The 20212-nt window shown below is 71.9% G+C and carries 16 protein-coding genes; 4 read left to right on the top strand and 12 right to left on the bottom strand.

The annotated features are described in order from the left end of the window. The first annotated feature begins 113 nt into the window (after window positions 1-113). Window positions 114-3176, top strand: a complete 3063-nt coding sequence (locus ACTWPT_RS18410) for a rhamnogalacturonan lyase family protein (protein ID WP_443178624.1) — start codon at window positions 114-116, stop codon at window positions 3174-3176. Here ACTWPT_RS18410 and ACTWPT_RS18405 read toward each other — a convergent pair. The 12 genes from ACTWPT_RS18405 to ACTWPT_RS18350 form a co-directional block, all read right to left on the bottom strand. Beyond that, window positions 3160-4407, bottom strand: a complete 1248-nt coding sequence (locus ACTWPT_RS18405; protein ID WP_443178623.1) for an acyltransferase family protein — start codon at window positions 4405-4407, stop codon at window positions 3160-3162. The genes ACTWPT_RS18410 and ACTWPT_RS18405 overlap by 17 nt on opposite strands. A 34-nt stretch (window positions 4408-4441) precedes the next feature. Further along, window positions 4442-5803, bottom strand: coding sequence for a glutamine synthetase family protein (locus tag ACTWPT_RS18400; protein ID WP_443178622.1), 1362 nt, complete (start codon window positions 5801-5803; stop codon window positions 4442-4444). A 1-nt stretch (window position 5804) separates the two neighbouring features. Then, the gene (locus tag ACTWPT_RS18395) at window positions 5805-7724 is read right to left on the bottom strand and encodes an IucA/IucC family protein (protein ID WP_443178621.1); all 1920 of its coding nucleotides are present in this window, start codon (window positions 7722-7724) and stop codon (window positions 5805-5807) included. Continuing rightward, window positions 7721-9013, bottom strand: coding sequence for a hypothetical protein (locus ACTWPT_RS18390; protein ID WP_443178620.1), 1293 nt, complete (start codon window positions 9011-9013; stop codon window positions 7721-7723). Before ACTWPT_RS18390 ends, ACTWPT_RS18395 begins: the two co-directional genes overlap by 4 nt. Further along, on the bottom strand, window positions 9010-10356 hold the full coding sequence (locus ACTWPT_RS18385) for a lysine N(6)-hydroxylase/L-ornithine N(5)-oxygenase family protein (protein WP_443178619.1): 1347 nt from the start codon (window positions 10354-10356) through the stop codon (window positions 9010-9012). The genes ACTWPT_RS18390 and ACTWPT_RS18385 overlap by 4 nt, the downstream gene beginning before the upstream one ends. Then, complete coding sequence (locus ACTWPT_RS18380; protein ID WP_443178618.1) at window positions 10353-12173, bottom strand: IucA/IucC family protein; 1821 nt, start codon at window positions 12171-12173, stop codon at window positions 10353-10355. The genes ACTWPT_RS18385 and ACTWPT_RS18380 overlap by 4 nt, the downstream gene beginning before the upstream one ends. Next, window positions 12170-13648, bottom strand: coding sequence for a pyridoxal phosphate-dependent decarboxylase family protein (locus ACTWPT_RS18375; protein WP_443178617.1), 1479 nt, complete (start codon window positions 13646-13648; stop codon window positions 12170-12172). The genes ACTWPT_RS18380 and ACTWPT_RS18375 overlap by 4 nt, the downstream gene beginning before the upstream one ends. Next, a complete protein-coding gene (locus tag ACTWPT_RS18370; RefSeq protein WP_443178616.1) occupies window positions 13645-15042 on the bottom strand; it encodes a diaminobutyrate--2-oxoglutarate transaminase in 1398 nt (465 codons plus the stop codon). The genes ACTWPT_RS18375 and ACTWPT_RS18370 overlap by 4 nt, the downstream gene beginning before the upstream one ends. 55 nt (window positions 15043-15097) lie before the next feature. Continuing rightward, window positions 15098-16327, bottom strand: a complete 1230-nt coding sequence (locus ACTWPT_RS18365; RefSeq protein ID WP_443178615.1) for a hypothetical protein — start codon at window positions 16325-16327, stop codon at window positions 15098-15100. Between the two features lie 178 nt (window positions 16328-16505). Beyond that, the gene (locus ACTWPT_RS18360; protein ID WP_443178614.1) at window positions 16506-17162 is read right to left on the bottom strand and encodes a DsbA family oxidoreductase; all 657 of its coding nucleotides are present in this window, start codon (window positions 17160-17162) and stop codon (window positions 16506-16508) included. Window positions 17163-17315: 153 nt separating this feature from the next. After that, window positions 17316-17981, bottom strand: a complete 666-nt coding sequence (locus tag ACTWPT_RS18355; protein ID WP_443178613.1) for a TetR family transcriptional regulator — start codon at window positions 17979-17981, stop codon at window positions 17316-17318. 83 nt (window positions 17982-18064) lie between these two features. Continuing rightward, entirely contained in the window at window positions 18065-18193 is a 129-nt protein-coding gene (locus ACTWPT_RS18350; RefSeq protein WP_443178612.1) for a hypothetical protein, read from the bottom strand. A 132-nt stretch (window positions 18194-18325) separates the two neighbouring features. On the opposite strand from ACTWPT_RS18350, the gene ACTWPT_RS18345 reads away from it, so the two are divergent. Genes ACTWPT_RS18345 through ACTWPT_RS18335 form a run of 3 tightly spaced genes read left to right on the top strand, consistent with a single transcriptional unit; the run spans window position 18326 to window position 20140 of the window. Beyond that, window positions 18326-18769, top strand: a complete 444-nt coding sequence (locus ACTWPT_RS18345; RefSeq protein ID WP_443178611.1) for an ATP-binding protein — start codon at window positions 18326-18328, stop codon at window positions 18767-18769. Then, window positions 18770-19126 carry an STAS domain-containing protein gene (locus ACTWPT_RS18340; protein WP_443178610.1) on the top strand — a complete coding sequence of 119 codons (357 nt, stop codon included), beginning with the start codon at window positions 18770-18772 and terminating at the stop codon, window positions 19124-19126. Between the two features lie 36 nt (window positions 19127-19162). Then, on the top strand, window positions 19163-20140 hold the full coding sequence (locus ACTWPT_RS18335) for a slipin family protein (protein WP_443178609.1): 978 nt from the start codon (window positions 19163-19165) through the stop codon (window positions 20138-20140). Window positions 20141-20212 lie beyond the last annotated feature (72 nt).

The raw sequence follows: 20212 nt of genomic DNA, 5'->3' as shown, positions 1-20212 counted from the left end.
CGGGTCGCGTCCGGCGGTGGTCACTTGATGAGTCCAACGAAGAAAAGTCTTGGCAAGCGCTTTCCGAACCAGGTAAAACGTTTCGATACGATCACTTGGCTAGGAGCACGCCCGTGAGGCTCATCTTGATCGCCGTGGCGGCGTTAACCGTCATGGCGCAGCCGTTGTCGGCCATGCCGGCCGTAGCGGCGCCCCTCGACCCGGCGAACGGCCTGAAGTTCGACTTCGGCTCGACCACCAGCCCCGTCGCCGACGGCTACACCCGCGTCGCGCACACCACCCTCTACAGCGCCGAGACCGGCTTCGGCCTCGACCGCGCCGTCGGCCATCGGGACCGAGGTACCGCCGACCCCCTGACCCGCGACTTCACGGTCTCGGGCGCGTACGGCTTCGCCGTGGACGTGCCCGACGGCGAGTACGAGGTCGCGGTCGTCTCCGGTGACGCCATCGCGCCGAACATCACCTCGCTCTCCCTCGAGGGAGCCGGTCGCGGGGTCATCACCGCGGCCACCGGCGCGTACAGCACCTACACGGGCACGGCCGCGGTCACCGACGGCCGGCTCGACCTGGCCTTCGGCCGGGACGGCCGGGTCAACGCGGTCCGGATCGGCCCGGCCACCGCGCCCACCGGGCTGCGGGTGGCGGGCATCACCGCGAGCGCGACGCCCGCGGTCACGCTGGCCTGGAACGCGGCCGGGGGAGCGGCGGGCTACGAGGTCTACCGCGCCGAGACCGCCGCCGGACCGTGGCAGCGGCTGGGCTCCAGCGAGGGCACCGCGACCACCTACACCGACACCACCGCCGAACTGGGCCTGACCTACACGTACGCGGTGGCGGTGCCGGGCGGGACGCTGGGCGCGCCGCTGGAGGTCGAGGTCAAAGACGCTTCGGCGACCGCGCCCCCCGCGCCCCAGGGGCTCGCCATGGTCGCGGCGACCACCGAGAAGGTGATCCTTCGCTGGAAGGAGAGCGAGGGGGCGCTGCTCTACCACGTCTATCGGGACGGAGCCCGCGTGGGCGTGACACGGGAGCCCGGCTTCGAGGACGAGCACCCGCCCGCCGACCGGCACGACTACCGGGTGGTCGCCGCCGGGGCGGGCGGACTGTCGGCCTCCTCGGCCACGCTGACCTCGCCGATCACCCGCTACCCGCTGCGCCGCATGGAGCGCCTGGACCGCGGGCTGATGGCGGTGCCCACGAGCGAGGGCACGCTGGTGAGCTGGCGGCTGCTGGGCACCGACCCGGCTCAGGTGAGCTTCCGCCTCTATCGCGACGGCGAGCTGATCGCCGAGACGGACAAGACCAACCACGTGGACGCGGGTAAGGGTGCCTACAGCGTCGCGGCGGTCATCGACGGGCGTGAAGGGCCGAAGTCCGCCCCCGTCCGGTCGTGGGCTCAGCCCTACCTGGACATCCCCCTGGACAAGCCGGTCGGCGGGGTCACGCCGAGCGGCGGCACGTACGACTACCGGGCCAACGACGCCTCGGTCGCCGACCTGGACGGCGACGGTGCGCTGGAAATCGTTTTAAAGTGGGATCCGTCCAACTCCAAGGACAACTCCCAGGGCGGCTACACCGGTGAGACGATCTTCGACGCGTACGAGCTGGACGGCACTCGCCTGTGGCGGATCAACCTGGGCCGCAACGTAAGGGCGGGCGCGCACTACAGCCCCTTCGTCGTGGCCGACTTCGACGGGGACGGCCGCGCCGAGTTCGTGGTGCGTACCGGGGACGGCACCGTGGACGGCGCGGGCACGGTCATCGGCGACGCGAACGCCGACTACCGCACCTCCAGCGGGCGTATCGTGTCCGGGCCCGAGTACCTCACGGTCTTCGACGGGCTGACCGGCAAGGCGCTGCACACCGAGGACTTCCAGCCGGCCCGCGGCAACATCGCCGACTGGGGCGACACGAGTGCCAACCGCTCCGACCGCTTCCTGGCCGCGGTGGCCTACCTGGACGGCGAGCTGCCCAGCATCGTCATGACCCGCGGCTACTACGCCAAGTCCATGCTGGCCGCGTACGACTGGCGGGACGGCAAGCTGACCAAGCGGTGGATCTTCAACAGCACCGACAACGCCGGCTACGGCGGGCAGGGCAACCACAACCTGTCGGTCGCCGACGTGGACGGCGACGGGCGCGACGAGATCGCCTACGGCGCGATGACCCTGGACGACGACGGCACCGGCCTGTACACGACCCGCCTGGAGCACGGCGACGCCATGCACCTGGGCGACCTGGATCCCGGTCACCCCGGCTTGGAGATCGTCGGCGTGCACGAGCACACCAACATGCCGTACGGCCTGGAGATGCACGACGCCGACACCGGTGAGATCCTGTGGGGGGTGCGGACCGGGCAGGACACCGGCCGCGGCCTGACCGGCGACATCGACCCCGCCCATCCGGGCGAGGAGGTGTGGGCCTCCAACGGCGCGGGGCTGCACACCGCCACCGGCCAGACCCTCTCGGCCAAGACGCCGGCGATCAGCAACACGATCTGGTGGGACGGCGACCTCTCGCGCGAGATCCTCGACCACACCTACTCGGCCGACCTGCTCGCGGGCGTGCCCACCATCGGCAAGTGGGATCCGGCGGCCCTGGCCACGGTCAACCTGCTCACCGCGACCGGCACGTACTCCAACAACACCACCAAGGGCAACCCCTCGCTCCAGGCCGACCTGCTTGGCGACTGGCGGGAGGAGGTGCTCGTGCGGACCGAGGACTCCACGGCACTGCGGATGTACGGGACGCCGTACCCGACCGAGCACCGTTTGCCCGCGCTCATGCACGACCCGGTCTACCGGCTCGGCATCGCCTGGCAGAACGTCGGCTACAACCAGCCGCCGCACACCGGCTACTTCCTCGGCACCGGGATGGCCGCTCCGCCCGCTCCCTACCTCAGCATAGGAGCGCCCGTCCCCGCGCAGCTCACCCTGCAGGGCGACCGGCTCGCCATACACGTGCAGGGGCAGGTGCTGCCCGGCACGATTCGCGCCGTCGCGGACGGCAAGCTGGTGGAACTGGCGGCGCGGCCCGTGGAGACGGGCGAACTGGCCGTCGACGGTCAGGCGATCCGCGAGGCCCTCACCGGGTACGCCGGCACCGTGTCAGTCACGATCACCGGCCATCTGACCGGCGGGGGCACATTCACCGGGACGGTCAAGGTACGCCTCTAGGCCTGCGGCCGACAGAGAAAACCCGGCTCCTCGCGAGCCGGGTTTTCCGCTGCGCGGGGCCTAAGCGCCTGGCCAGCGTGCGGCCGAGCCGTTGCGCAGGCGCCTCGATCAGCCGGTACGTGACCTGGCTGGTCCCCAGCACGCCCGCCGTGACGAGCGCCACGACGAGGGCCTGAACGGGCAGGGGTACGGCACGCAGGTCCCCCGCCAACGCGGTGAGCACCTTCAGCAATGGAACGTGCACCAGGTAGAGCGAGTAGCTGATCACTCCCAGCCACACCAGCGCCCGTGGCACGCTTCTGGTTCTCAGCGCCATGCCCACGGCGAAGGTCGCGGCCGCCAGCGCGAGCGTGGTGATCCACACGTCGGGCTGAACCCACCACCATCCGGCCTGCAGCGCCCACACCGGGCTCACAGCCACGAGAGTGCCGGCGAGCACGACCGGCCAGAGCTTCCCCGTTCCTCGTTCCCACTGATGGAGCGCGGTCCCGATGAACATGACCGCCAGGATGGCCGCGCCCAGCCAGGGCGCCCGGCTGCTGAGGAACAGCAGCGCGATCGCCCCGAGACCCAGGCCGCACGCCGCGAACACCGTGGCACGCCTGGTGAACACACAGGCCAGACCGGCGGCAAGGATCGCACTCGACGCCCAGACGAGCCATCCGCCGGTCAGCGGCGGACCGGAAAGCAGCAGTCCGGTGGAGACCGCGCCCAGTGCGAACAACAGGGCCGCCACGCCGGCACGTCGCTGCAGGCCCACTGCCTGCAACGCGGTGGCCACCAGGTAGAAGACCATCTCGTACGACAGCGTCCACATGGGATCGACCACCGTGGCGACGCCCACCACGTCGGTCAGCATGGTGGCGTGCGCGGCGACCGCCGACAGGTCCCGGGGCACGGCCTCGCGCACCGGTATCCACGCGGACAGTGCCAGGGTCAGGCCGATGACCGCGACGTACAGGGGATACAGGCGTAAGGCCCGGGAGATCCAGAACGCTCGGAGGTCGCCTCGCCGCTCCAGAGAGGTCGGAATGATGTAGCCGCTCACCAAGAAGAACACCAGCACGCCATAGATACCCAGGTTGCACCAGTAAGGCCGCAGCGTGGGCATGACGGCCTGCAGCATGTGCTCGGCGAGCACCGCGACCGCCGCGACTCCCCGCAGAGCGTCGAGCCAGGCCATGCGCGTGTGCGCGGACGTCTGCGAGGAATCTGTCAGAGCGGTGAGCACGCGACAAACTTAGCGGTCGGGTTCGCTGGAATGCCTACAGCCGTTCGAAACCGCGTACGCGCTCCCAGTCTGTGACCGCCGTCTCGAAGGCCGCCAGCTCCGCCCGCGCCGCCTGGGCGTAGTGGCCCAGCACGGCGTCGCCGAAGGCCTTGGCCGCGATCTCGCTGGTCTCCCACCGGTTCAGGGCCTCAGCCAGGGTCGTGGGCAGGCGCGGCACCGCGGGGTCGGCCAGCGCGTTGGCGGCGTGCGGGGCCGGTAGCGGCAGCCGGTTCTCGATGCCGTACAGTCCCGCGGCCAGCACGGCGGCCACGGCGAGGTAGGGGTTGGCGTCCCCGCCGGGCACGCGGTGCTCGAGGCGCAGCGACGCGCCCGTGCCGACCACGCGGATCGGGCAGGTGCGGTTGTCCCTGCCCCAGGTGATGCCGGTGGGGGCGAACGCGCCCGGCTGCAGCCGCTTGTACGAGTTGACGTTCGGGGCCATGAGCAGCGCGAAGTCGGGCAGGCAGGCGAGTTGCCCGGCCACGAAGTGGCGCATCAGCTCCGACATGCCACCGTCGTCACCGGCGAACGCGATCGAGCGGTCCGTGCCGGAGCTCGCGGAGCTCGCGCGCAGCGACAGGTGGATGTGGCAGGAGTTGCCCTCACCCTCGTCGAACTTGGGCATGAAGGTGAGCGCGACGCCTTCCTGGGCGGCGATCTGCTTGGCGCCGTTCTTGAAGAACACGTGCTTGTCGCACGTCGCCATGGCCTCGTCGTACCGGAAGACGATCTCGTACTGGCCCGCGTGGCACTCGGCCCTGGCGGTCTCCATGGTGAGCCCGGCGCGGACCATCTCGCGGCGGACGCGGCGCACGACCGGCTCGATGCCGGCGAGCCCTTGGAGGGAGTAGTCGACGTTGTAGCGGGTGCCCGTGCGCAGGCCGTGGTAGCGGCGTTCCCAGGCGTCCTCATAGCTGTCGCGGAAGACCAGGAACTCCAGCTCGGTGCCGGCGTACGCGGCCAGCCCGCGCTCGGCCAGCCGGTCGAGCTGCGTACGCAGCACCCGCCGCGGGGCCACCTCGACCGGTTCACCGCCTGGCCACGTGGCGTCGGCGAGGACGAGCGCGGTTCCGGGATCCCACGGGAGGGGCCGGAGCGTGGCGGGATCGGGGCGCAGGACGAAGTCACCGAAACCGGTGTTCCACGCGTCGATGGCGTAGCCGGGTCCGGTGTCCATGTCGACGTCGGTGGCGAGCAGGTACACACAGGCGCCGAAGCCCTGCCGGGCCGCCTCGTCCAGGAAGTACGGCACGGCCAGGCGGCTTCCCTGCAACCTCCCCTGCAGGTCGGGAACGCTGACGATCACCTCCTCGATCCGCCCAGCCTCAGCCTCGGCACGCAGCCATTCGTAAGTCATCTCAGCTCACCTTTGAAAGCGGGTTGGGTACGGTGCCGTGGACGACGTCGAAGCCCTCGTCGCGCTCGGCGCGGTCGTGGAAGCCGCCGCCGAGCAGCTGCTCCCGGTTGAGCGCCACGCGGTCGAACTCGGGCGCGAACAGGCCGAACTCCTCGAACCTGTCCGCGAGCTCCGGGAAGCGGGCGTGGTACCGCTCGATCTCGGCGCGGACCAGTCCCCAGAACTCCGCCTCCGGCACGCCGAGGTGCTCCTCGGCCAGCGGGGCGAAGAACCGGAAATGGCCGGCGAAGACCGCGCTGAGCAGCGAGTGCGCCAGCTCGCCCGCGGGCCAGCGCAGCAGCACCGCGTCGGCGCGCGGGGACAGACCCGCGTACTCGGGGCGGCGCCCAGGCAACAGGTTGACGTCCTCGGCGAAGTCCTTGACCGCGACGCCGACCGGGAGATCGGCGGCATCGTAGATGATCACGGTGTTCTCGCCGTGGGGGCAGTACGCCACGCCGTACCGGTAGAGGTAGTGCAGCAGGCCCGGCAGCAGGGCGGCGAAGAACCTGGCCAGCCAGGCCCGGGCATCGAGCCCTGAGCGCGTGACGAGCTCGGCGGCCAGCGCCCGCCCGTCCGAGCCCACCTTCAACAGGGCCGCCATGGTCCTGGCCCGCTCGCCGTCGCGCAGCAGCGCCGCCACGGGCTCGCGCCATACCGCGCCGAGCAGCTCGTGGTAGCGGTAGGGGGCGTCGCGGACCGTGTCGTACAGCGGGTGGCGCACGGCGACGGCGGCCACCTCGCCGAGCGGGTGGAAGCGCACCTCGTCCCGCAGGTACGGGTCCGCGTCGCGGAGCGCGTGCAGCCAGGCCGTCACGTCGGGCGCGGCCCGGGTCGGCTCGGTGGACAGCCCTCGCCACACCAGCGTGTTGCGGATGGCGAGCGGCACCTTGACGTTCCTGCGTTCGGGACTGTCCAGGTTGGCCAGGGTGCGGATGGACTGCAGCGGCCGGTAGCGGTCGGGGCCCTCGCCGAGCAGGACGATCCGGCCGTCGGCCAGGTAGGGGGCGAAGAGGGTCTCGACGGCCTCGTCCCAGTGGAAGGGGTGAACGGGCAGCCAGACGTACGCGGCAGCGTCCGATGTGCCCGAGTCCGGCACCACGTCCGATGTGCCCGAGTCCGGCACCACGTCCGATGTGCCCGAGTCCGGCACCACCTCCGATGTGCCCGAGTCCGGCACCACGTCCGATGTGCCCGAGTCCGGCACCACGTCCGACGTGCCCGAGTCCGGCACCACGTCCTGCACCAGGTCCGCGAACCGCTTGCGGGTCTCCTCGTCCAGCTCCTCAGCCAGCAGTGTCTCCGCGTCCAGCCCGGGCACGCCGGAGTATTCGGCCAGCGAGGTGTGCACGGCCACCCACAGCAGCCGTACGGCGCCGGCCGACTCGGGGGCATAGGCCGCGGCGTCGGAAGCGGCGAAGCCCAGTCTGCCCTTGTTGAGCAGCATGCAGGGATGGCCGTCCTGGTAGGCCTCCAGCTCCAGATGGTCCAGATCCGCGAGCTCGGCGGCGGTCCGGGCATGGGAGAGGAGCTCCGCCTCCGCCCGCCGCGTAGCGGTGAGCTCGCGCAGCACCTCGGCGGTGGTGGGGCCGTCCCAGCCGAGGGCCGTCCTGGCGTCGAGCAGCAGCCGCTCCGGCTCTGGCGGTCCGTCACCAGGGTGCCGCCGCAGGGTGCCGTCCACCAGCCGCCAGGTCCCGAACGTGCCGCGGGCCGCGCGGAACGTCCAGCGGACGCCGTCGCCCAGCTCCAGCCGGTAGGCGTCGGCGCCGGCCGCGGGGTCGGGCTCCGGGCGGAGCAGCTCCTCGTAGGCGAACTCCTCGACGGCCTTGGTGAGCAGACGGCGGCCGGCCTGCTGCCAGGTGTCGCGGGTGAGGCGGTTCATCGGGGGATCTCCTGGGAGTAGGTGAGGGCGGGTCGCTGACGGGGGACGCGGGCACGGCGCAGGGACAGGCCGGTGGCGAGCAGGTGCACGGCCGCGGCGACGGCGATAGGGAGCGCGAGGTCGTGCGAGACGGCGGCCGCGGCGGCCACCGGCGCGGCGAGCAGGCCCGCGGACCGGGCGGTCTCCACGGCGGTGAACGCCGGCCCCGCCGTTCCCGTAGCCCGGAACACCCACAGCTCCACGGCGACCTGCCCGACGCCGAGGCCGACCCCGAACAACAGCCGCCCCCCGGCCAGCGCCGGCAGCGAGGACGACAGCGCCTGCCAGGCCAGCCCGGCGGCGGCCACGGCCAGGGCCAGCGGCAGCAGCCGGTCGCCGAGCAGGTCGTGGCAGCGGCGCACGACGGGCAGCACGGCGAGCGCGGCCACGCTCGGCAGGAAGAACAGCACCGCGGACCCTGTGGAGCCGCTGCCCAGGTCGTCGGCGAACTCGGTGAAGAAGGGCCGCGCCACGTTGACCGAGAAGTCGAACGCCACGCCGATCAGCGCCGCCTGCGCCAGCATCGCCAGCCCGCCGAACCGCCTCCAGGCGGCCGAACCGGCGGCACCGGCGGCGCCGTCCGGGCCGTCCGCCGCGCCGGCGGCGCCATCCAGGCCGCCCGTCGCACCGGCGCCGCCGCCCACCGCGACTGCCTCGCCGGTCGCCGTACCCGTGCCGGTGGGAACTCGTCTGCCGAGCACGCGGTAGGTGAGCACGGCGAGGAGCACGTCCAACACGGCGAAGGCGGAGATGCCGATCCGCGGCTCGGGCAGCGCGAGCACCCCGGCCCCGACCATCGTCGCCACCACGGTCGACAGGTGGAAGACCACCACGATCGAGCAGATGGCGGCCAGCCTGGCCCGCTCCCCGCCCGCCGGGTCGGCGTCGTGCTCGGCGATGAACGCCGGGTAGGCCAGCAGCAGCGCGCTGTTGGTGGTCACCACGGCCGCCGACAGCACGGTGTACGCGGCATAACTGGGCGCGAGCCCGAGCAGCAGATCGAGCACGGCGGAGCCGCACAACCCGGCCAGGACCAGCCGGTGCAGCGGCCACCGCCGGGCCGCCAGCCCCCACAGCGGGAGCGCGGCCAGCCCGACGATGCGGCAGATCCACAGGTAGAGGCCGGTGGCGCCGGGCTCGTCGATGCCGTACAGCCGCTCGAACAGGTGCGGCAGGAAAGGGGTGAGCGACGTCTCTGCGACCAGGTGCAGCCCGATCACCGAGATGAGCACGACCTTGGCGCGGCTCACCGCAGCGAGCCCGCCGAACGCGGCGCGGCCAGGCCGGTGGGCTCGGGAGCGAGCGGCGCGCCGAAGGTCGTCCAGGCCACCCGGTCGGGGACAGGCAGCACTGTGCGCCCGGCGACCGCGTTGAGTATGGTCGCCGCCCGCCACGCGCCGAGCGTGAGGTCGGGCGTCCCGACACCATGGGTGTGGAGCTCCGCGTTCTGGACGTAGAGCTCGCCGGACACCCGCGGGTCGAGCGCGATTCGGTAGTCGCCGCCGACCTGGTAACGGCCCTTGCCGTCCCAGTCGATCAGGTCGGACAGCGGCTCCAGGAACGCGGGACGGGCCGCCGCGTAGCCGGTGGCCGACACCACGGCTGAGGTGCGGAGCTCGAAGCCCGCTTCCTGCGGGCCGTGCCGGCAGGTCAGCGTGTAGCCGTCGGCGTCGGCGTCGACCGCCACGACCTCCACTCCCGGGTGGAGCGCGGCCGGTGGCTCGGCGCCGCCGATGGTCCGCTCGTACAGTTCGTCGTGGATGTCGGCCAACGTCTCCGTGCTGACCCCCTTGTACAGCTGCCACTGCTCGCGGACGAGCCGTTCCCGCTCGGCTTCCTGAAGCCCGCGGAAGTACCGGATGTAGTCGGGGGTGAAGTGCTCGAGGCCGATCTTCGAGTACTCCATGGGCGCGAACGCCGGAGTACGGGCCAGCCAGCGGACGAACGGCCCGCCGGAGCGCAGCAGGTCGAGCACCACCTCCGCCCCTGACTGGCCGGCGCCGATCACCGTGACGTCGGGTGCCGCGGCGAGCCGATCCCGGTGGGCGAGATAGCCGGCGCTGTGCAGGACGCGACCGGCGTGCGCCTCCGTCGTGAGCGGGCGCAGCGCTCCGGGGACGACCGGCTCCGTGCCGACGCCCAGCACGACCTTCCTCGCCAGCACCCGGGAGACGGCTCCGGCCGAGGACCGGTACGTCACCGCGAAGGCCGCGGCCGCCTCGTCCCACTCCAGCCCGGTCACCTCGGCGTCGAACCGGCAGGAGGGCAGCCGCTCGGCGACCCAGCGGCAGTAGTGGTCGTACTCGCGGCGCGGAATGTGGAACCGCTCGGAGAAGAAGAACGGGAACATCCGGTCGTGGCGCCGCAGGTAGTTCAGGTACGACCAGGGACTGGTCGGATCCGCCATGGTCACCAGGTCGGCGAGGAACGGCACCTGCAGCACGGTCCCCTCCATCAGCAGGCCCGGGTGCCAGGAGAAGGCGCGCTTGCCGTCCAGGAAGAGCGAGCGCACCCCCGGCACGCCGTCGCAGAGCGCGGCCAGGGACAGGTTGAACGGGCCGATGCCCACTCCCACCAGGTCGTACGTGGTCACCGCTGTACCTCCGTGAGAGGGTTGGGAAGGTCGATGTAGACGGACTGGCTGTGCACGTCGCCGACGAGCTCGTCGCGGCCGTCCACGCACGTCAGGAAGTTGCCCTTGCAGCGCAGCGACGGCGCGTCCAGCAGCAGGTCGAGCAGGCCCTTCGCACCGGGCTCCGCGGCGCGCAGCCGCTCCAGCGCGGCACGCAGCACGCGCAGAAGGCCGCCTTCGCCGGCGAGCCCCAGCGCCCCGAACGCGCCCACCAGGCCGAACAGGTTGTTGATCCCCAGGTAGTACGCGACCCGCTCGTCCACGAACTCGTCGTCGAAGACCATCTCCACGCCGTCGGCCAGGCCGGGCAGCAGCCGTTCCAACTCGCCCGCCATGGAGGCGGCCACGTAGTAGCCCTGGCTGTCCCGGTACCAGCCCGCGCGGGGCAGGCCGTCGCCGTCCAGCGCCACGAGGGTGTTCTGGTGGTGCGGCTCCAGCGCGATGCCGTACCGCGCGTGCAGCCTGATCAGCGGCACGACCAGCACGTCGAGATAGCGGGCCAGCCAGCGGGCCGATGCCTCCGCGAGGGAGACGCCGTGCGCCCTGGCGAGGCGTGCCGTGGCGGCGGACAGCAGCGCGCGGTGCCGGGGCGGCGTGCCGTCACCCGGACCCGTGCGCTCGGCCAGCAGCCCCGCCACGCACTGCCCTTCGCCCGGTCCCCCGTGGAAGGGGTTGTCGCGGATGGCGGTCTCCAGCCCGGTCTCCGGCCCGTCGGCGCCCGCGGAGATCCAGGCGAAGTCGCGCAGGATCCCGAACTCCGGGTGTTCCGCGCGCAGCCAGTCGCCAGGGCCGGCGGCGAGCAGGCGGGCGGCCCGGACGCCGAGCCGCAGCTCGCCGCGCAGATTGTTCCTGCGCGAGTTGGTGATCCGCATGCCGAGGGAGAGCTTGAGCATCACGTCGGTGTCCGGCCGGTGCACGGTGCGCACCGAAGAGGTCGGATGCCACGCGGGCCCCGCCGCCCCGAGCGGGCGCAGCAGTCCCGCGTCGACCAGCGACGCCACCTCGGGACGGCGCAGCACCTCGCGCGCCTGCCACGGATGGGCGGGGACGGGGACCATGCCCGAGGGGAGCTTCAGGTCGCCGGCGAGGTCTCGTAGCAGCTCGGCCGGGCTCCGCCCGTCCGTGCTGTCACCGACGACGATGGCGGGATCGGCGGCGAACCAGTGCAGCCGGAACGCGCCGCGCAGCTCCGGCGAGTACGCGTCCAGCTCCCCGTCGGACGCCTCCTGCCTGCTTTTGGGCGTGGGATGGAACGGATGCCCCAGCAACAGTGCCTGCTCGGCCTCGAGGAACGGCGTCACCCCCGGCCCGTCGCGCTCGGCCCGCCGCCGCGCGAGAAACGTCCCGGTACGGCGGGCCGAGTCCAGCACCCGGGCGACGGCGTCGGACCCGAGGTGCTGCGGCAACCGCCGCCGCACGACCGCCTTACGGATGGCGGCCGCGGCCACGAGCGCGGCATCGGCGGGGACAGGTTCGGTGGGGAGGAGTTCGGCGCCGGCGGGTAGCGGCCCGGCGATGACGTGCGGCTCGCCGAAGCGGTGCCAACCCGTCGCCGATCGGTGGCGCACCGGGACGCTCAGCCGCAGGCCGCTGGCGGGGAAGCCGAGCGTCAGCTCCTCACCGGCCGCCGGGACCGGGATCGCCGTCTCGCGCACGTAGGCACGCAGCAGCGTCTCCATCGCCGCGGCCTCGCCGGCCCTGAAGGGGTCGGGATGGTCGAGGGGATCCGGGCTGAGGGGCGCGGACGCGCCGGACAGGTCCGCCTTGAGCCCGGTCATAGCGCCGCCTCCTCGGCCTCGCCCGCGGCGGCGACCAGGTGGACGAGCCGCTCCACCTCGGTGGCCGTCGCGTGCGGGTTGAGCAGGGTGAGCTTGAGCCGGACGCGGCCCGGCCCCTCTCCGGGCAGCTCGGTACGGCCGACGACGGCGCGTCCCTCACGGAGCAGGCGGCGCCGCAGCCCGGCGTTCACCCGGTCCGCCAGGGCGGGATCGGCGGGGAGATACCGGAAGAGGAACGCCGTCAGCACGGGGTCGGCGTGCAGCTCCAGCCGGGGATGGGCACACACCGCCGCGGCCCCGGCGCGGGCCAGGTCGTGGCAGGTGTCCACGAGGCGGCCCAGGCCGTCCCGGCCCAGGGCGGCGAGCGTGACGGCGATCTTGAAGGCGTCGGGGCGGCGGGTGGTGCGCAGGGAGAGCCCCAGCAGGCTGGAGTAGCCGGCGTCCTCGTCGTCGGCCGGGTTGAGGTAGGCGGCGCGCCGGGCCAGCGACGCGTACGTCTCGGCCTGCCGCACCAGGAAGACCCCCGCCGCGGCGGGTTGCCAGCCCAGCTTGTGCCAGTCCAGCGACACCGAGTCGGCCCGTTCCAGGCCCGTCAGCAGCGGGGCCAGGCGGTCGGAGAGCAGCGCGCCGCCCCCGTAGGCGGCGTCCACGTGCGTCCAGGCGCCGTGCTCGGCGGCCAGGGTCGCGCAGGCGTTCAGCGGGTCGATCGCCCCGGTGTCGGTGGTGCCGGCCGTGGCGACCACGGCCATGGGCAGCTCGCCCCGCCGGACGCACTCCCGGAGCGCTTTCTCCAGTGCCTCGGGTCTCATGCGCAGCTCGTGATCGACGGGGATGGTCACGACCGCGTCCTCGCCCAGGCCCAGCAGGGCGGCGGCGCGCCGTACCGAGAAGTGGGCGGCGGCGGAGGAGAAGATCCTCGCCTGCGGCGGGCCCGCGGGCAGACCGCTCCGTTCGATCCTGCGCCCGGTCGCGCGCCCCAGCACCCGGTCCCTGGCCAGCATCAGGCCCATGAGGTTGGACTCGGTGCCGCCGGAGGTGAGAACGCCCGCGGCCGTGGACGGGTATCCCACCAGCTCGGCCAGGTCGCCCAGCACCAGGGTCTCCAGAGCGGTGGTCGCGGGGGCCTGGTCCCAGGAGTCCTGCGACGGGTTGAGCGCGGAGATCGCCAGGTCGGCGGCCACCGCCACGGCGAGCGGCGGGCAGTGCAGGTGCGCGGCGCAGGCCGGATCGGCCGGGTCGGCACTGCCCGCGGCCACCAGCGCGGTCAACCGGCGCAAGGCGTCGTCGTCACCGTCCGGCTCGGTGAGGGCGCGGGCGACTCGTGCGAAGAGCTCCTGGGGTGTGCCTGCGGGGATCGGTCCGCCACGCCGTGCCGCGCCCTCGGCCAGGGCCTCCAGCACCGTACGCACCATCGGCTCCAGGGCGGCGGCGCCGGAGACGCCGCCGGACAGCGCGGGCGCGAGGGCGGCGGTCATGCCCGCGGCCCCGTGAGGCGGGCAGCCGTCACCTCGGCGATCGCGTCGGCCAGCCGGTCCAGAACGGTCTCCGCCTGCTCGTCCGTGATGATCAGCGGCGGCAGCAGGCGGACGGTGGAGTCGTGGCGGCCGCCCAGCTCCACGATGAGGCCGCGGTCCAGGCACGCGGCACGGACCTCGGCCGCCTTCCGCGGCGCCGGCGGGCGGGCACCGCAGGAGTCGGGTTCGCCCTCGGGGTCGACGAGCTCGACACCGATCATCAGGCCGCGCCCGCGGACGTCGCCGATCGCGGGCAGCTCGCCGCGCAGCCCGTCCAGCCGGGCCGCCATCAGGGCGCCGACCGCGGCGGCCCGCTCGGCCAGCCTCTCGCGGGCCACGTACCGCAGGGTCGCGGTCCCGGCCGCCATGGCCAGGGTGTTGCCGCGGAACGTTCCGGTGTGCGCGCCGGGCCGCCAGCCGTCGTAGTCCTCGTGGTACACCACCACGGCCAGCGGCAGGCTCCCGCCGATGGCCTTGGACAGCACCATCGCGTCGGGAATCACCCCGCTGTGCTCCACCGCCCAGAACGCGCCGGTGCGCCCCACGCCGGTCTGCACCTCGTCCACGATCAGCGGGATGCCGCGCTCGGCGGTGATCCGGCGCATCTGACGCAGCCAGGAGTCGGGGGCGGCCACCGCGCCACCCTCGCCCTGCACCGCCTCCAGGATCATCGCGGCCGGCGGCACCACGCCGCCGGAAGGGTCGTCGAGCAGCCGTTCGGTGTACGCCGCCGACAGCTCCGCGCCCCACTCCCCGCCGACACCGAACGGGCAGCGGTAGGAGTACGGGTACGGCAGCCGGGTCACGTCAGCGGCGATCCCGGCCACCGGCTCCTTGACCGCGACGCTGCCGGTGGCCGCCAGGGCGCCCGCGGTCATGCCGTGGTAGGCGCCGGTGAAGGCGAGCAGCCCGCGCCGGCCCGTGGCGGTCTGCATGAGCTTCAGCGCCGCCTCCACCGCGTCCGTTCCCGCGGGCCCGCAGAAGTGCACGCGCGCGTGATCGGCGAAGGCGGGAGGAAGAGTGGCGAACAGCGCCTCGGTGAACTCGTCCTTTTCCGGCGTGGCCAGGTCGAGCACGTGCAGCGGGGCCCCGCTGTCCAAGGTGCGCCTGATGGCCTCGACCACCACTGGGTGGTTGTGGCCGAGCGCGAGGGTGCCCGCGCCGGACAGGCAGTCGAGGTAGCGGCGGCCGTCGGCGCCCTCGATCGTCATGCCGTGCGCGCGTACCGGGACGACCGGGAACGAACGGGCATAGGTCCGCGCCGAGGACTCCCGGTCGCGCTGCCGCCGCAGCACGGCGTCCATGCGGTCACCCAGGACGGGGGCGGGGTCGAGGTCGGTCGGATGCAGCGTCATCAAGGCTCCGGATCGCAGAGGAGGCGGGTGGCACGGCCCCGTGGGCCGGTTGAGCTCAGAGCAGGTGTCGTTCGGCCACGGGGTGACCGAGGAAGTCGTGCATGGCGAATTCCCAGCCGTAGGAACCCGCGTTGGGGAAGACGACCAGGTCTCCGGCGCGCACGCGGTCGACCCGGACGTCGCGCAGGAGGGTGTCCTCCGGCGTGCAGAGCTCGCCGACGACCGTCACCTCGGCGTCTTCGGCGGCTGGCCGGGGGCAGCCCTCTGGCCAGCCCTCGATCGGGAGCACCGCGATGTTGTGCACGATGTCCCAGGACGTGGGGAGCTGGAAGTGGTTGATGCCGCCGCGCAGGACGACGAACCGTTTGCCAAAGGAGGTCTTGACGTCGGTCACTTCGGCGGCATACCAGCCGCAGTCGGCGACCAGGAAACGGCCGGGCTCCAGCAGCACTCGCACGCCGGGCGGCGGCTCGGCCTGCCCGGCCAGCTCGCCGAAGCGGGCGACGTCGAAGGGCTTCTCGTCCTCGAACGCGACACCGATGCCGCCGCCGATGTCGACCTGGCGCAGCTCGATGCGGTTGGCCGCGGCGGTGCGCACGCTCCAGTCCAGGCACCAGCGCAGGTAGGCGGCGTGGGATTCGGCGTCCAGGTTGCCGGAGGCGGCGTGGACGTGGAAGCCGACCAGCTCCAGACCGGGCAGCCGGGCGGCGGCCCGCAGTACCTCGGGCACGTCGGGTTCGGCCACGCCGAACTGGGACGGGACGCCGCCCATGTGCAGCGAGCCCGTGACGGGGATCTCGGCGGGGTTCACGCGCAGCGCCACCCTGGCCGTGGTGCCTTCGGCGACCGCGATCCGGCTGATCCGGTGGAGCTCGAGCAGGCTCTCGGCGTTGATCGCCTCCACCCCGGCTCTGACCAGGGCGGTGAGGACAGGGACGGACTTGGCGGGTCCGGCGGCCACGACGCGTGCCGTACCGGTGAGGCCCAGGGCGAGGTCCAGCTCGGATCTGGACGCGACCTCGAACCCGTCCACGTACGGGGCCAGCGCCGCGACGACGCCGGGAAAGGAGTTGGCCTTGACCGCGTAGTAAACGGCGGCCCATGCAGGCAGCGCCGCGCGTAATTCGCGGGCCCGCTCGGCGGCCACCGCGCCGTCGTAGACGTAGGCGGAGACCGGCGCGCCGGACTGTGCCAGTTCGAGGAGACGGTCCCGGACGGTGCGGGGGAGCACCTCCACCGGGTAGGCGGAGCGCGGCGCAGCGGACAGCGGCAGCTGGATGGACATGGCTTCTTCCTGTGAGGGAACAGCGAGAAGGGGCATGCCCCCAGAACGAGACATTTACTTAGGTAAGCCTAACCTAAAATTAATCCGCCTCCATTGCAAGACGTCTCCGTGTGTGATCTAGAGCACGACAGTGGGCCGCGACCATGCCGGTCGCGGCCCACTGTCGAACCCGGGCGATTCAGCGCGTCGTGACGGCCTCCCCGTGGGCGGTGCGCAGGGCGGAGAGGAAGGCGTCGGCCGGCTGCGCGCCGGACACGCCGTAGGCGCGGTTGAGCACGAAGAACGGCACACCGGTGATGCCGAGGCCGCGGGCCTCGCGGATGTCCGCCTGCACGGCGTCCGCGTAGGCGTCGCTCCCCAGGACCTTCCGGGTCTCGTCCTCAGGGATGCCGAGCTCGGCCGCCAGGCGGACCAGGGTGTCGGGGTCGTCGACGATCTCTCCCTCGGCCAGGTGGGCGCTGAGCAGCCGCTCGTGCATCTGCCCGCCGAGACCGTGGTCCGCCGCGAGATGCGCGACCCGGTGGGCGTCGATCGTGTTGACCGAGATGGACTTGTCGAGGGCGTACGTCAGGCCTTCCGCTGCGGCGAGGTCGGTGACCTGCTGCTGCATCTGCCGTATCTGGGCGTGCGGAGCGCCGATCTTCTTGGCCAGGCTGTCGGAGGACGGTTCGCGGTGCCCCTTGGGGTGGGAGGGGTCGAGCTGGAAGCTGTGCCAGTGCAGTTCCACCTCGTCGGCGTGCTCGAAGCGGGCGAGTGCCGACTCCAGGCGTCGCTTGCCGATGTAGCACCACGGGCAGACGACGTCGGACCAGATGTCGATGCGCAGCGAGCTCACAGGGCGCACACTCCGTCCGTGCACACGGGCGCGGCGTCCGAGCCCAAGGGGATCAAGGGGCTCACCGGTTCCGTCTCGAGGTGGTCGTCGGGGACAGGCTCTACGGATTCGGAAATAACAGACATGATTGCTCCCATCAGTTGTAGATGTGCGTCAGGTACGCAAGGTCGGCAGACCGGCGGCAAGTGCTGCCAGGGTGCGTTTCAGGGTGGGCAGCAGCTTGGGGCACGTGGCGGCGAGGTCGGGGCGTTGCCGGTAGAGCTCGACCAAGGTGGGGGGCGGGTTGGAGGCGGGGTAGTAGGTGCCCGCGCAGCCGGTCGCGCGCGCCACCAGTTCCTCGGCTTCGTCCGGAGTCAGGTCGGGTCGGGCCTGCGCGATGGCGGCGCCGAGCTCGCTGGTGATGTCCAGGACCGTGACTTTGAAGGTCAGGGCCGCTGGGACGGAGAGGTTGTGTTCCAGGGCCGTTCCCAGCTGGCTGAGGAGGTCGCAGAAGAGCGGGCGTGCCGCGAGTGGTTCGGTCAGCGCGTCGATCACGTCGTCGCCTGCCCGGAGGCGTCCGAGGACGTCGTCCGCCCAGTCCCGCCAGCTCTCCACGGTCAGCTCGAGAAAGATCTCCTCCCTGGTGCTGAAGTAGCGCACCACGTTGGACTTGGCCAGCCCTACTTCTGCGGCGACCCTGCGCAGGCTGACTTCACGCACCCCTGACTCGATGGCGAGCTTGCGCGCCACCGCGAGGATCGCCGCGCGCCGCTGCTGCTTGTGCTCCGGTCGTCTGGCGCGTTCGAACGCCGGGTCGGCCACGTTCCCGCTGTCACCCACGATGACGACATTAACAGGACGCTGGGCTCTTGTTAAAGAGACAGTGTCCTGTTAGTTGCGTCACGAAATTCGAGGCTCGAAGATCACGATTCGCAGCGCCGTTTGACGCTCTCCGCCTCCGTGCGTACGTACCCGGCGGCGCGCCCCCTGGTGAGCAGGCCGATCAGGGGCGCCACAGGCCCGGACTGGTCGATCATGGTCTCGAAGTGCATGAGGGCAGTATGGGCACGTGGTCGTGCGAACCAGTTGGACCTCTCCAGGACACCCGTTTGGCGATCTGTCCCTGGGAAAGAGGAACGGGGCCCGCACCTTCCATCCCCGACGATCCGGTGGGCGAGACGACCATGAGCGTGCAGTTCGAGCTGCGCTGTCCTGTCAGCGCCGATCTAGCCTTCATCCGCGACCTGGTACGTGTCGGCGGCCGGCACGCGGGGCTGACCGGCGAGCGGCTCGACCACCTGGTGCTGGCCGTCAACGAGGCGGTCACCAATGTGCTCGACCATGGGGGAGCGGCCGGGCTGGTCACCGCGCGTGGCACCCAGGAAGGGATCACTGTGGAGATCCTCGACCTCGCCGGCCGGCTGTCGGCCGACCACCTGGCCACCGCCCGGATCGACCCGACCGGCGCGCACGGGTTCGGCCTGTGGGTGATCCAGCACCTGTGCGACAGGGTCGGCCTCGAGCAGACCGGCCTCGGCTCGCTGCTGAGCCTGCACCTGCACCGCCACCCCACCACGAGCGTCCGGAGCCTGAGGCGCTCAGGCCGGGAAAGGCAACCGGCCCGCTGAATGGCCCCGTTAACGACGACTCATCAGCATCTTCCCGGCATGAGCGTGATCGCCATCGCCGGCGAGGTCGACCGGACCAACAGCGCCCAGCTCGCGGACTACGTCGACCACATCCGCCGCCCCGGCGACCATGTGATCTTCGATTTGGCCGAATTGTCGTTCCTGGACAGCTCCGGCCTGCACGTCCTGCTGGCCTGTGCCCGTACCTGCGCCGACGACGGCGTCGACGCGCACCTGGCCGCCGCCCGGGGCGCGCCCGCCCGCCTGCTGCACATCACCGGGGTGGACGCCCGGCTGCCCACGTACGTCACGACAGAGCACGCCATCGCCACGGTCCTGGCCACTCGTACCAGCTGAATTCGGGGCTAGGCTCGATAGGGAAGGGACACGGCCATGGACATCAACATCGTGCTCGGAGTCATCGCCTTCTTGCTCTTCCTGCTCGCGGTCACCGGGGTGAGGGTGGTCAACCAGGTCGAGCGCGGCATCGTCTTCCGCTTCGGCAGGGCGCAGCCGCACATCCGGCAGCCGGGCCTCAGATTCCTCATCCCCGTCGTGGACAACATGCGGAAGGTCAACGTCCAGATCGTCACGATGCCCGTCCCGACGCAGGAGGGCATCACCAGGGACAACGTCTCCGTACGGGTCGACGCGGTCGCCTATTTCAGGGTCCAGGACCCCATGCGGGCCGCCGTCGAGGTGCAGAACTATCTGTTCGCCGTCGAGCAGGTGGCGCAGACCTCGCTGCGATCCATCATCGGTAAGAGCGAGCTGGACGATCTGCTGACCAACCGCGAGGAGCTCAACAAAGGCCTTGCGCTGATGATCGACAGCCCCGCGCTCGGCTGGGGCATTCACATCGACCGGGTGGAGATCAAGGACGTTCAGCTGCCCGAGACCATGAAGCGCTCCATCGCCCGGCAGGCCGAGGCCGAACGGGAGCGCCGCTCCCGGGTGATCGTCGCGGACGGCGAACTGCTGGCCGCGCACAAGCTCGCCGACGCCTCGGGCATCATGTCGCAGACGCCTGGCGCGCTGCAGTTGCGGTTGCTGCAGACGGTGGTGGAGGTGGCGGCCGAGAAGAACTCCACCCTGATCATGCCGCTGCCGGTCGAGCTGCTGCGCTTCTTCGACCGGGCGGCGCAGCCCGGCACACCGGCCGCTACCACGGAGCCCGCCACTGAGGCCGCCACTGGGCCCGCCACGGCCGACTCCGAGCGGGTCCAGCCGAAGGGCGAGCAGCCCGCCCTCGCAGAGCATCGCGTCTCCGAGGGGGAGCAGCCCGCCCTCACGGAGCATGGTGTCGTCGAGGGGGAGCAGCCCGCCCTCGCGAAGCATGGCGTCTCGGGCTCGGCGAAGCGCGCCGAGTAGGCCGTACGTTCGCGCTGGACGCGGTCGTTAGATGCCGACATTTCCCTTAAAACAAGTAGGTAATATTGACTT

This window comes from Nonomuraea sp. 3N208, assembly GCF_052245935.1.
In the GTDB taxonomy this organism is placed as follows: Bacteria; Actinomycetota; Actinomycetes; order Streptosporangiales; family Streptosporangiaceae; genus Nonomuraea.
This window is presented reverse-complemented; position numbering and strand designations above follow the sequence as displayed.